13 protein-coding genes are annotated in these 12,280 nt (G+C 60.8%); 5 read left to right on the top strand and 8 right to left on the bottom strand.

All coding sequences use genetic code 11. The features are described 5' to 3' along the window. The first annotated feature begins 461 nt into the window (after positions 1 to 461). Positions 462 to 1,331 carry an oxaloacetate decarboxylase gene (locus ACIQAL_RS19070; RefSeq protein ID WP_401148268.1) on the top strand — a complete coding sequence of 290 codons (870 nt, stop codon included), beginning with the start codon at positions 462 to 464 and terminating at the stop codon, positions 1,329 to 1,331. 244 nt (positions 1,332 to 1,575) lie between these two features. On the opposite strand, the gene ACIQAL_RS19065 is transcribed toward ACIQAL_RS19070, so the two are convergent. Beyond that, positions 1,576 to 2,346, bottom strand: coding sequence for an SDR family NAD(P)-dependent oxidoreductase (locus tag ACIQAL_RS19065; protein WP_401148266.1), 771 nt, complete (start codon positions 2,344 to 2,346; stop codon positions 1,576 to 1,578). 142 nt (positions 2,347 to 2,488) lie between these two features. Between ACIQAL_RS19065 and ACIQAL_RS19060 the strand changes: the two genes are divergently transcribed. From ACIQAL_RS19060 to ACIQAL_RS19050, 3 genes are all read left to right on the top strand, one after another. Continuing rightward, a complete protein-coding gene (locus tag ACIQAL_RS19060) occupies positions 2,489 to 2,869 on the top strand; it encodes a RidA family protein (protein WP_166594466.1) in 381 nt (126 codons plus the stop codon). Positions 2,870 to 3,132: 263 nt separating this feature from the next. Further along, the gene (locus tag ACIQAL_RS19055) at positions 3,133 to 5,127 is read left to right on the top strand and encodes a U32 family peptidase (protein ID WP_401148263.1); all 1,995 of its coding nucleotides are present in this window, start codon (positions 3,133 to 3,135) and stop codon (positions 5,125 to 5,127) included. Positions 5,128 to 5,298: 171 nt separating this feature from the next. After that, positions 5,299 to 5,868 carry a GNAT family N-acetyltransferase gene (locus ACIQAL_RS19050; RefSeq protein ID WP_401148261.1) on the top strand — a complete coding sequence of 190 codons (570 nt, stop codon included), beginning with the start codon at positions 5,299 to 5,301 and terminating at the stop codon, positions 5,866 to 5,868. Positions 5,869 to 5,878: 10 nt separating this feature from the next. On the opposite strand, the gene ACIQAL_RS19045 is transcribed toward ACIQAL_RS19050, so the two are convergent. Continuing rightward, the gene (locus ACIQAL_RS19045; protein ID WP_401148259.1) at positions 5,879 to 6,208 is read right to left on the bottom strand and encodes a hypothetical protein; all 330 of its coding nucleotides are present in this window, start codon (positions 6,206 to 6,208) and stop codon (positions 5,879 to 5,881) included. Positions 6,209 to 6,504: 296 nt separating this feature from the next. Between ACIQAL_RS19045 and pcsA the strand changes: the two genes are divergently transcribed. Next, positions 6,505 to 7,224 (top strand): phosphatidylcholine synthase, encoded by a 720-nt coding sequence (gene pcsA, locus ACIQAL_RS19040; protein WP_341957892.1) that lies wholly within the window; start codon positions 6,505 to 6,507, stop codon positions 7,222 to 7,224. A gap of 198 nt (positions 7,225 to 7,422) precedes the next feature. Here the strand turns inward: pcsA and ACIQAL_RS19035 are convergent, their stop codons facing one another. The 6 genes from ACIQAL_RS19035 to ACIQAL_RS19010 form a co-directional block, all read right to left on the bottom strand. Continuing rightward, on the bottom strand, positions 7,423 to 7,710 hold the full coding sequence (locus tag ACIQAL_RS19035) for a DUF971 domain-containing protein (RefSeq protein ID WP_401148256.1): 288 nt from the start codon (positions 7,708 to 7,710) through the stop codon (positions 7,423 to 7,425). Then, a complete protein-coding gene (locus ACIQAL_RS19030; protein WP_401148589.1) occupies positions 7,707 to 8,669 on the bottom strand; it encodes a HEAT repeat domain-containing protein in 963 nt (320 codons plus the stop codon). Before ACIQAL_RS19030 ends, ACIQAL_RS19035 begins: the two co-directional genes overlap by 4 nt. 5 nt (positions 8,670 to 8,674) lie before the next feature. Next, positions 8,675 to 9,523: an ABC transporter ATP-binding protein gene (locus ACIQAL_RS19025; protein WP_401148255.1), complete on the bottom strand. Its 849-nt coding sequence runs from the start codon at positions 9,521 to 9,523 to the stop codon at positions 8,675 to 8,677. Next, on the bottom strand, positions 9,523 to 10,305 hold the full coding sequence (locus ACIQAL_RS19020; protein WP_401148253.1) for an ABC transporter permease: 783 nt from the start codon (positions 10,303 to 10,305) through the stop codon (positions 9,523 to 9,525). The genes ACIQAL_RS19025 and ACIQAL_RS19020 overlap by 1 nt, the downstream gene beginning before the upstream one ends. Before the next feature lie 18 nt (positions 10,306 to 10,323). Then, on the bottom strand, positions 10,324 to 11,733 hold the full coding sequence (locus ACIQAL_RS19015) for an ABC transporter substrate-binding protein (RefSeq protein WP_401148250.1): 1,410 nt from the start codon (positions 11,731 to 11,733) through the stop codon (positions 10,324 to 10,326). A gap of 291 nt (positions 11,734 to 12,024) precedes the next feature. Then, a complete protein-coding gene (locus ACIQAL_RS19010) occupies positions 12,025 to 12,270 on the bottom strand; it encodes a ferredoxin family protein (protein WP_110950700.1) in 246 nt (81 codons plus the stop codon). Between the last annotated feature and the right edge of the window lie 10 nt (positions 12,271 to 12,280).

Below are 12,280 nucleotides of genomic sequence, written 5' to 3'. Positions count from 1 at the left end.
AAGGATCATTAAGTCGTCATTAGCAAAGCGGTGGTTTCGTTTGCTGTTGGGATCATTCTTCCCGAATAACGATGAGAAGATAAATACTCAGCATCGATAGGCGACATTACTGAAATCGATGATGTGTATTATCTTATATCCTGCAACGGTCTTTTACGCATGAAGTCATCATTAAAGTAAGTTCATCGACTTATTAACGTTTAATTTAACTATTGCGTTAACTTTGCCTTAATCAACGCAGCAAATAACACCTGTTATGCCCATCAGGAAGCGTCTGGCCTCTGGGTTACAGGGGTGGAAAGCCCCAGGTCGCGCTTCTCGGCGCGGTGGGAGGTATGTATCTTAGGCATGGCCCATGCTCAAACGACATAACCTGCGGTTTTTCGGCATGTTAGTCTCGCCGCTCATTTTAAATTGGCGTAGATCGTTTCATCGATGATGGCCAGCACCAGGAAACGTCAATGTCCAGAATCTCTCACTCCGCGCTGCGCCGTAATTTCCGTGAACTGCTGGCGTCCAGCAGCAGCTTCGAAACCGCTTCCGTGTTTGATCCGATGTCAGCCCGTATTGCCGCTGACCTGGGGTTCGAAGTCGGGATTCTCGGCGGCTCGGTCGCTTCGCTGCAGGTCCTGGCGGCACCGGACTTTGCGTTGATCACACTGAGCGAGTTCGTTGAACAGGCCACGCGTATTGGCCGTGTCGCTCAACTTCCTTTTATCGCCGACGCCGACCACGGCTATGGCAACGCGCTGAACGTCATGCGCACCGTTGAGGAGCTGGAGCGCGCGGGCGTTGCGGCATTGACCATCGAAGACACCTTGCTGCCTGCGCAATTCGGTCGCAAGTCCACCGACCTGATCACCATTGAGGAAGGCATCGGCAAGGTCAAGGCTGCACTGGAAGCGCGGGTTGATCCGGAACTGTCGATCATCGCCCGGACCAATGCGGGTGTATTGCCTGTGCAAGACATCATCGAGCGAACCCAGGCGTATGAAAAAGCCGGTGCGGACGGCATCTGCATGGTGGGCATCAAGGACTTCGACCACCTCGAACAGATTTCGGAAAAACTCACCGTGCCGCTGATGCTGGTGACCTACGGCAATCCGAAACTCAGCGACAGTGACCGTCTGGCCAAGCTGGGCGTGCGTATCGTCGTAGCCGGGCATGCCGCGTACTTCGCGTCGATCAAGGCGACCTATGACAGCCTGCGTGCACAGCGCAAGGTCACGCACAGCACCGAAAATCTCAGTGCCACCGAACTGACTCACACCTATACCCTGCCGGAAAGCTACGTGGCCTGGGCCGAGGAGTTCATGGACGTCAAGGAGTGATCGACGTCTTCACTCGACACGGCGAGCGGTAAATCGCAGGCAATAAAAAACCCGCCTGGGCGGGTTCTTTTCTATCAAGACCATTCCAACGTCCTGTCGGTAGCGTTCCGGGCAAATGGCAGATCATCCGTGACCTCTGAAGCGCTTCCTGCGCTTCAGTCGATGGATCCAATCTACGGCTTTCCCTGAGCGGCGTATACGGCACTTTCGCTGAACTGCGTGTAAGCCTTTGGCTATACCCCGCTCAGATAACCGGAAATTCCGCACCGTCCATGGCGATCACCGTGCCAGTGATATAGCGCGCCTTGTCGGACGCCAGGAACAGCGCCAGATCGGCGATTTCTTCCGGCTGGGCCATGCGCCCCATCGGAATTTTCTGCACGCTGCGGGCGATGGCGGCGTCCATGGAAATACCGACGTGGGCGGCGTCCGCTGCCATGCCTTCGGCCACGCGGCCCGTTTCGGTGAGGCCCGGGTTGATGCCCACCACCCGAACGCCCGTCCCGGCGTAAGCGTTGCCTAATCCAGACGTCGCCAGCATCAACGCCGCATTCGCCGAGCCGCCTGCCAGGTGAATCGGCTTGGCGACTTTTCCGCCGACGCCGATGATGTTGACGATCACGCCCTGCCCTCGCTCGGCCATGAGCTTGACCACCGGATCGACGACATTGATCGTGGAAAAGAACTTGGCGTTCATGGCCTCGCGCCAGAACGTCGGTGTGAGCTCCTGCGGCGGGGAGCGTTTTGCCGCGCCGGCCGAATTGACCAGCACGTCAATAGGCCCAACTTCCAGCACCACTCGCTGGACCAAGGCCGCCGCGAAAGCCTCGTCGGAAACATCGGCCGCGAAACCCACCGCCCCCGGCAGTGTCTTCAGCGCCGCGTCGATATTGGCCTGGGCCCGTGAACTGATCACGACCCGGGCGCCCTGAGCCGCGAACTGCTGCGCGCAGGCCAGGCCAATGCCTTTGGAGCCACCGGTGACGAGAACGATCTTGCCTTCGAATTCTTTCATTGCTGTCTCCCTGGGGTGGGCGTTTGAGTGCTGATCGAAACGGGCGACGTTACACCATTTCGCGACTGCTTTATCATCGGCCCCTTCACAACGGCTGCGCTGCCTCAGGCGTGCCGTTTCGTTTCCTCATCAGAGAGCGCTCATGTCCAGCCAGCACGTCACCTTCCTGCCCGATCCAGACGCGGATTCCATTTCTTCTGACGTTGCGACGTTCGGCGGCATCATGGTCTCCACGCAGATCCCAACCCGTGCTGACGGCAGCCTGGAACTGGGCACGATCACGGCTCAGAGCGAATGCACCCTTCAGGCGCTGAAAGTCGCGCTGGAACGTGCGGGCAGTTCGATGGACCGCGTGATGCACCTGACCATCTACTTGACCGACATGGCCGACCGGGCTGCGTTCAATGAGGTGTACAAGCGCTTCTTCGCGAAGCCCTGGCCCGTGCGTGCAGCAGTAGGCGTTGCGGCGCTTGCCGTGGAAGGCATGCGCGTGGAAGTGACGGCGATGGCGGCCAAGGGCTAACGTTTCGAGGCAGGATTTATCCTTCCCGGGCGAACCGGCATCCCTGTAGGAGCGAGTTCGTTCTGGGCGGCATTCCGACGAAGGGCCGGCACAGTCCATACACCTCTGTCGCCTGACCCATTTTTCGCGAATGAATTCGCTCCTACAGAGAATTGGGTCCGCCGGGGCGTTCTGTTTTCCGCCATCGGGCAGTCCATGGATGCCCCTCGGGCGTTTCGCCGCTACAATGCGCGCCTTGACCGTGACGATCCGACTAAAAAAACATGTCCCTACCCAAGCATCACCTGGAATTGCTCAGCCCGGCCCGCGATGTGGCGATTGCCCGCGAGGCCATTCTGCACGGCGCTGACGCCATTTATATCGGTGGCCCGAGCTTCGGCGCACGCCATAACGCTGCCAACGAAGTCAGCGACATCGCCGAGCTGGTCGAATTCGCCCGTCGCTATCACGCGCGGGTTTTCACCACGATCAACACGATCCTGCACGACAACGAACTGGAGCCAGCGCGCAAGCTGATCCACCAGTTGTACGACGCAGGCGTGGACGCGTTGATCGTTCAGGACCTGGGCGTCATGGAGCTGGATATTCCGCCCATTGAGCTGCACGCCAGCACCCAGACTGACATTCGTACGCTGGAGCGAGCCAAGTTCCTCGACCAGGCCGGTTTCTCGCAGTTGGTACTGGCCCGTGAGCTGAATCTTCAAGAGATTCGCGCCATCGCCGACGAAACCGACGCCGCCATCGAGTTCTTCATTCATGGCGCCCTGTGCGTGGCGTTTTCCGGCCAGTGCAACATTTCCCACGCCCACACCGGACGCAGCGCCAACCGTGGCGACTGCTCCCAGGCCTGCCGCCTGCCCTACACATTGAAAGACGATCAGGGCCGCGTCGTGGCCTTTGAGAAACACCTGCTGTCGATGAAAGACAACAACCAGAGCGCCAACATCCGCGCCCTCGTCGAAGCCGGCGTGCGCTCGTTCAAAATCGAAGGCCGCTACAAGGACATGGGCTACGTGAAGAACATCACGGCCTATTACCGCCAGCGCCTGGACGACGTGCTTGAAGACCGCCCGGACCTGGCCCGCGCCTCCAGCGGCCGCACCGCGCATTTCTTCCTGCCCGACCCGGAAAAAACCTTCCACCGCGGCAGCACTGACTATTTCGTCACCGACCGCAAGATCGACATCGGCGCCTTCGACACCCCAACCTTCACGGGCCTGCCCGTGGGGATCGTCGAAAAAGTCGGCAAGCGCGACCTTCACGTCGTGACCCATGACCCGTTGACCAACGGCGACGGCCTCAACGTGCTGATCAAGCGCGAAGTGGTAGGCTTCCGCGCCAACATCGCCGAGCCAAAAGGCGAATTCGAAGAAGACGGCGAAAAGCGCTACCGCTATCGCGTCGAACCCAACGAAATGCCAGCGGACTTGCATAAAGCCCGTCCGAATCATCCGCTGAATCGCAACCTCGACCACAACTGGCAACAAGCCCTACAGAAGACCTCTGCCGAGCGCCGGATTGGTGTGTCGTGGCAGGTGCAGCTGCTTGAATCGCGTCTGGACGTCATCGCAACCAGTGAGGAAGGCATCAGCGCCAGCGTCTCGCTGGACGGCCCATTCGGCATCGCCAACAAACCGGAACAGGCACTGGATCAACTGCGCGACCTGCTCTGCCAGCTCGGCACCACCCAGTATCACGCCGTCCACGTCAAACTCGACGCGCCCGAGGCTTTCTTCATTCCGAACTCGCAGCTCAAGGCCCTGCGCCGCGAAGTCATCGAAACCCTCACCGTTGCCCGCGTCGCTGCCCACCCACGAGGCGGTCGCAAGGCCGAAACCAGTCCGCCGCCGGTCTACCCGGAAGCACACCTGTCGTTCCTTGCCAACGTCTACAACCAGAAGGCCCGCGACTTCTACCACCGCCACGGCGTGAAGTTGATCGACGCCGCGTACGAAGCCCACGAAGAAGCGGGCGAAGTACCGGTGATGATCACCAAACATTGCCTGCGTTTCTCCTTCAACCTGTGCCCGAAACAGGCCAAGGGCGTCACGGGCGTCAAGACTAAAGTGGCACCGATGCAGCTGATCCACGGCGACGAAGTCCTGACCCTGAAATTCGACTGCAAGCCGTGCGAAATGCACATCATCGGTAAGATGAAAGGCCACATCCTCAACCTGCCACAACCCGGCAGCGCACCGGTGGTGGGGCACATCAGCCCCGCCGACCTGATGAAAACCATCCCTCGGGCACCGCACTGAGTCAGCACGTAGGGCGCGCCGCAACGGCGCGCCCGATCGCTTCTCCCCCATCTCTCGCCCACCAATAGCGACAGCCGTCAGCCTGCCTGCGACGTGCCCACGTCTGTCATTGGCGAGCCTTTCAACATCCACGCTATAACAGGCGCCCCAATGTCTTGTGGAGCCTTGTGAATGACTGTCGAGTTTCGTCCGGCCACGGCGGCGGATGCCCGTGAGATTGCCCGTTTGTTTCAGATCACGTCGGAGGGGGCTTCGGATTACATCTGGAGTCAGTTGGCGGAGCCCGGTGAGGCGTTGCTGGACGTAGGGACACGGCGTTATGCCAGGGAGGGCGTGGACTTTTCCTTTCAGAACTGCCTGATTGCCGAGGCCCATGGCGAGGTCATTGGCATGATGCACAGCTATGCCATGCGCGAAGACCCGAACCCGACACCCTCGACTGACCCGGTGCTGGCGCCCTACGCAGACATGGAAATCCCTGACACGCTGTACATTTCGAGTTTGGCGTTGCACGAAGGCTGGCGCAGCAAGGGACTCGGTTTGCGGTTTCTGGAAAGCGCCCAGGCCCGCGCCGCCGCCATGGGGCTGAGTGGATTGAGCCTGATCGATTACGCCGAGAACACCGGCGCTCGACGCTTCTACGAACGTCACGGTTTCAGCGTGGTGAAGACCTGTCAGATCACGCCTCACCCGATGATCAGGGTCACTGGCGAAGCGTATCTGATGCAGCGTTTGAGCTGAACGGTCTAAATTACCGGCGCGCCAGTTCGTGCCGGGTGCACCCTTCGTAATACACCTGTCGAACGCCTTCGGGGCGCATGCGCGAATCGCTGTCGTACGTCTGTTCGGTGATGCCCAATGCGCTCATGCGCATCCATTGCTGAGGAAAGTGCCGGGCCTGAAACTTTTTCCGGGCCCCGTACAACGTCAGCCCCGCTAGTTTGTATTGCTGTGCCGTGCTGGCGATGCCTGCGCCCCACGTGCAGAGATCACGTTCGTTTTTGCTCAAATCCCGTGCAAATACGTGGCTAGGAGCGGCTGAAAGAACACAGAACGTCACAAACCACTTGATAATCCGCATGCAAATCCCTGGCTAAGTCACTGATCAGACGCGGATTCTGCCGAGAATTTTCTGCAAAAGGGGCCAGCATAGTGCCTCTTTCCGCCCGCAGCCGACCAATGACCCGGTAAGGGGTGTAAATCCCGAGCCGGGATGTGAAAATTGCGTCACGAAACCCCGCGCCGCCTGCTACCGTGTAGAGGTGACAGGTGAACCTTATGGACCGACAACCGGTCGATAGTTGCACCTCTGGCCAGGTCTACGGTCACCGCCACGGTGAATCGATCCGGCCAGCTTTATTTTCAGAAGGACCGTCCATGATTCCAATTCAACGTATCGCCTGGCTCAAAGCGTGGGGTGCCCATGGTTTTACGGCCACCGGCGTCGTCCTCGCGTTCCTCGCGACCATCGCGCTGTTCGATAACCAGCCCAAGGCGTGCCTGCTGTGGCTGGGCATCGCGCTGATCGTGGATGGCCTGGACGGCTCGCTGGCGCGCAAGGTCAACGTGCAGTCGGTCCTGCCGCATTTTGACGGTTCGGTGCTGGACCTGGTGATCGACTACCTCACCTACGTCTTTATCCCTGCCCTGTTTATCTACCGCTACATTCCCCTCCCCGACTACACCCTGCTGCTGACGATTTCGATCATTCTGGTGTCGTCGCTGTTTTGCTTCTGCAATACCGAGATGAAGAGCAAGGACAATTATTTTGTGGGCTTCCCGGCGGCATGGAACGTAGTCGCGCTGTGCGTTTACATCCTGTCGCCCGCGCCGTGGCTGACATTCATCACGGTGATCTGCCTGGCGCTGCTGACCGTCACCCGCATGAAGTTCCTCCACCCGTTCCGCGTACGGCGCTTCATGCCGCTCAACATCGCGGTGACCAGCGTATGGTTCTTGTGCAGCTTTTTGATGGTGATCAACCATCCCTACAACGGCTCGTGGGTGCTGAGCGTGTGGCTGGCAATGTCGGCGTATTTCCTGGGGATTTGTATCTGGCGCACGTCGCTGGAATGGATTGATAAAGCGCGGTATTGACCCATCGGCGCTGACTGCGCTCTGCCTTTGATTCTGGCCGGAGGCCGTGGGAGCTGGCTTGCCTGCGATCTGGCGTGCAGCGGCAGCAAAACCCGGCACCGCAGTCATTCTGATACAACCGAGGGAGGCCGATTTACTGCCGGTTCCCGGCAGATCGCAGGCAAGCCAGCTCCCACGAATCAAAAGTGGCTCCGCGGCCTACGCCCCGCTCAACCCCGCCAAGTACGCCCACGGGTAAATCCCCCGCTGATGCCCGTCGCTGAACACCAGTTGCAACCCGTAACCCTGTGGATTGATCTCAACCAGACATAACGAAGACGCAACCACCGGTTTCATCCCTTTCAAACGAAACGCCCGGCATTGCGAGCACGGACATTGCTGACGCAACAGTACGTGGCCGATGTGCTGCTCTCGGCCATCCGGCCAGTTCAGGCGCAATCGTTGGCGGTCCAGGGAATTGCCGATCCAGACCGGGGCCGGGATCATGGCAGTTGCGCCAAGGCGATGCGCACGGCCTTGCGCACCTCGGGGTCGCCGTCATGTTCCAGGTGCAAAAGCGCCGGTCGCGCACGGCCGTCGCGCAATTCGCCAAGGGCCAAGGCCGCTTCTTTGCGCAGGTTGCTGATGCCGTGAGTCAAGACTTCCACCAACGGCCACAACGCCTCGACGTGACGCAAACGCCCCAGGCTGCGAGTTGCACGCAACCGCACTTGCCAGTACTCATCCGCCAAGGCGTCAATCAACGCCGGTCCGGCATCCTGTTGCCCCACCTTGCCCAACGTCGTGGCCGCCTCTTCGCGCACTTGCCAGGCGTCGTCCTGCAAGGCTTTACGCAAAGCAGGCAACACGTCGGCGTTGCTGGCCAGCCCCAGCGCCCCGGTGGCGGCGCGGCGCACTTCACTGTCAGGGTCCTGGCTGGCCAAGGTGGCCAAGGCAGCCAACGCATCGGTGTTCTTCAGCCAGCCCAGCACCCCAACAGCCTCGCGACGCACGCCAGCGTCCTCGTCGGCCAACGCGTGAAGTGCGGCAGGCGCGGCGTCTTCAAGGCGCAATTCACGCAGCGCCCGAAACGCCGCGGTCCGCACACTGACTTCAGCGTGGGCCGCCCACGGCAGAATCACCCGGCCCGCCTCCACTGTCTTCAACACGCTCAGGCTCTGAGCCGCCGCGTCACGCACCGCAGGCTCGGCGTCGGTCAAGGCTTCACACAGGGCCTGCACCACGTCCGGCTCTTCCCAGGCTTCCAGCAGTGCTGCAGCTTGCGCACGCACATCGGTTGCCGGGTCTGACGCCAGCCGGTTTGCCAACCAGTCCAACCCCTCCGGCTCTTCAAGGTCCGCCAGCTCGATCAGCGCGATGCGTCGCACGCCAGCGTCCATATGTTCGAGACGGCTTCGCAGGGCGAGAATCTCCGGGTGGTCGATGTCTTCAAAATAGCTCGTCAGGTCAGTCATAAGGCCAGTCGCAGTCCGTCGTGTTCGTTAGGAAGCCCGAGGGGGTTCAGCCGTGGCAGCTGCCGACCGTCCTCGTGGTGCAGCAGTTCGAGGCAATGCCGTTTCAGGCGCGAAAATTCCGGGCGGGTCACCAGCTCAGTGCTTCTCGGGCGCGGAAAATCCAGTTGCAGGTCTTCGATGAAACGCCCTGGCCGAGGGCTCATGACCAGAATCCGGTCAGCCAGGAATAGCGCCTCGTCGATGTCATGGGTCACGAACACCACGGTGGTGCGTATCCGCGTCCAGATGTCCAGCAACAGCGCCTGCATCTTCATGCGGGTCAAGGCGTCCAGCGCACCAAAGGGCTCGTCCATTAGCAGCAGACGCGGGCGATTGATCAGCACCCGGGCGATTTCCACCCGCTGCTGCATGCCGCCCGACAGCTGATTCGGCCAGTGCCCGGCAAACCCTTCGAGGCCCACCAGGGCGAGCATTTCATCTGCGGCCGACAGGCGCTCGGCCTTGTCCACCCCGCTCATCTTCAAGCCAAAGGCGACGTTCTCGCGAACGGTGCGCCAGGGAAACAACGTGTGTTGCTGAAAGACCATGCCCCGTTGCGGCGACGGCCCATTGACCGAAGCGCCATCGACACTGAGGTTGCCAGCGACCGGCTGCAGGTGCCCGGCCAGCGCGCCGAGCAGGGTCGACTTGCCACAGCCGGACGGCCCGAGAATGCAGACGAACTGCCCTGACTCGATCTGGCAATCCAGCGCCTGCACGGCTTGAAAGGCGTTCTGCCCTTCACCCAAAGAAATCGTGAGACCGTGTATGTCCACGCGGCCTGCGGGGTGGGTCGCGACATTCATCAGGCTTTTCCTCGCGGTCGGTGCCAAGGGGTGAACAGTTGCCCCAAACGCTTGATCAGCAGGCTGCTGCCCATGCCCAGCAGACCGATCAGCAGCATGCCGACGACGATGTCGGCGTAGTTCTGGATGGTGTACGACTCCCAGGTGTAATAGCCGATGCCGAACTGCCCGGAAATCATCTCGGCCGTCACCAGGCAAAACCACGAGGTGCCCATGCCGATGGCCAGACCGGTGATGATGCTCGGCGCGGCGCCCGGCAGAACGACTTCCAACAGAATCGCCCGCCGCCCTGCCCCCAGGCTTTTTGCCGAGGCGATCAGTCGCGGATCGACGCCTTCGACACCGTGCACGGTGTTGAGCAGGATCGGAAACAGCGCGCCGGTGAAGGTGATGAACACCATCGACAGTTCGGAAGACGGAAACATCAGGATCGCCAGCGGAATCCACGCCACGGCCGGAATCGGGCGCAGCACTTCCAACGGCGGCAGCAGCACGTCTTCCGCCCAGCGCGAACGGCCGATGATGACGCCCAGGCCAACGCCGATGATCAAGGCGGCCAGATACCCCGCGAACACTCGGCTGAGGCTGGCGGTCAGGTGCTGCGTTAGCCGACCAGAATCCACCAGGCCGGCCGCTGCCTCGATCACCGACAGCGGCGTCGGGACGTTGGCGAACGTCACCAGCCCCAGATTCCAGTGGTTGCTCGCCGCCAGTTGCCAGAACAGCAGGCAGAGCAGCACGGATGAAAGGCGCGGCAGCCAACGGAGTGCAGGGTTGGACATCATCGTTCTCCGTCGCCCTTAGCGGCTGGCCACAGCAACTTGAGTGCTGGCGTCCTGGAAGTTCAACACCTTGCCCCCCTGCGCCTGAGCGAATTGCTGCGCCTGGCCTTTGAGGAGGAAGGCACTCAACCGACCTTTGCTGTCACTGGCAAACCACGCCTGACTGGCCAAGAGCTTGATCCCGCTGTCTTCGGCCTGGGCGTACACAGCGCGGATCGGCTTGCCTTCCTTGTTCAGCGCCTGCAGGGCCGTGAATGCCGATTCGGCCGAGGCGTAATGGCGCACTGTCGGCTCACCTTTGACCCATATCTCGGCGACGTGGCTGAAATCGGTGATCGGCTTGCCCGTCAGCGCGTCGTTGGCCTTGAGCGGCGACTGGGCGTAGTTCGCCAGTTGCGCGTTATAGTCCACGCCCGACGCCTTGTACGCCGCACGGACGTACTGGTCGTCGATGAAGGTGTTCAGGTCCAGCCCACGGTCGGCTTTCTTCATCAGTTTGAGCGTGTCGATGGCGGTGCCGACGGCTTGGCGGTATTCGGGTTTCCAGGTCTGATCCCGGGTCTGCAAGCCCAAAGGGCCATGGAACAGGTAATTGACTTCTGCCTCGATGCCGGTGACTTTTTCGATCAGCTCGCTGTATTTTTCGGGCTCGGCCGCCAGCAGTTGATTGGCTTCGATGCCTGCGCGCAGGTAGGCGACGACGATTTCCGGGTATTTCTTCGCGTAGCTCTCGTCCACCAGCGCGCCGTGGAACGTCGGGGTGTTGGATTGGGAGCCGTCATAGATTTTGCGGGCGAAGCCACGGTTCGGGAACAGTTCACCGAAGGGCACGAAGTCGGCGTGGGCGTCGATCTTGTCCGCTTGCAGCGCAGAACCTGCGACTTCCGGCGCCTGGGCGATGATGTTGACGTCTTTCAACGGGTCCCAGCCTTGAGCCGCGACGGCGCGCAGCAGCATGCCGTGGGCAGTGGACGCGAACGGCACGGAGATCGTTTTGCCCTTCAAGTCGGCCAACGACTGCGCCGTGGACGAGGTTGGCACCACGATGCCGTTGCCGCTGCCCTTGATGTTGCCCGACAGCACGCTGATGAACAGGCTGTGCTTGCCTGCGGTTTCGAACGCGACGCCGTTGAAGGCGCCGGGGAAGTCGGCCATCGCGCCGAAATCCAGTTTGCCCGCGACCATCTCATTGGTCAGCGGCGCGCCACTGGTGAAGTTTTTCCACTCGACCTGGTACTGCGCGTCTTTGTATTGGCCGTCATGGGGCAGGTATTTGTCGAGCAGCCCGAGCTCGCGAATCAGCAGCCCGCCGGCCGCGCAATTGATGGTGGTGTCCTGGGTGCCGATGGCAATCCGGATGGTCTCGGCCTGAACCGACAGACTCAACGAAGCCAGTACGAAACCGGCCAGCGTGGCGCGCAATAACATGGATGTATCCCCTCGCATCATTGATAGGAAGTGTCGTCTCCGCCGCGATCGGGCGCGGTGGGAAACGAGGGGTGCTGCGTGAATCAGCGTCCGTCGTTGGCGGATGGCGTTTTTGTTGCGGTCACGAATCCCTGTGGGAGCGAATTCATTCGCGAAGACGTTGGCACCCGCAACACTGAACTCGCCTGACACGCTGCTTTCGCGAATGAATTCGCTCCCACAGGGTCCGGTGTTTACTGTGCAACGGTGCATCGCCAACGCGGCGGGTTACCTCACTCGCAATTGTTGGCGTCAGCGCAACAGGTACGGAATCTCGACCTTCACGGCGCCGGTCGGGCAGTCCTTTTCGCAGGGCATGCAATACCAGCACTCGTCGAACGCCATGTAGGCTTTCTGCGTTGCAGGATTGATCGCCAGCAGGTCCATCGGGCAGACGTCGACGCACACCGTGCAGCCCTTGTCGGCGATGCACTTGTCCTCGTCCACGGTGACCGGGGCGTTGGAGCGGAAGAAGATTTCCTGGGGCTGGTAAGCCATTTCACGGTGT

The sequence above is a fragment of the Pseudomonas sp. NPDC088368 genome (assembly GCF_044753445.1).
Taxonomy (GTDB): Bacteria; Pseudomonadota; Gammaproteobacteria; order Pseudomonadales; family Pseudomonadaceae; genus Aquipseudomonas; species Aquipseudomonas bambusae.
This window is presented reverse-complemented; position numbering and strand designations above follow the sequence as displayed.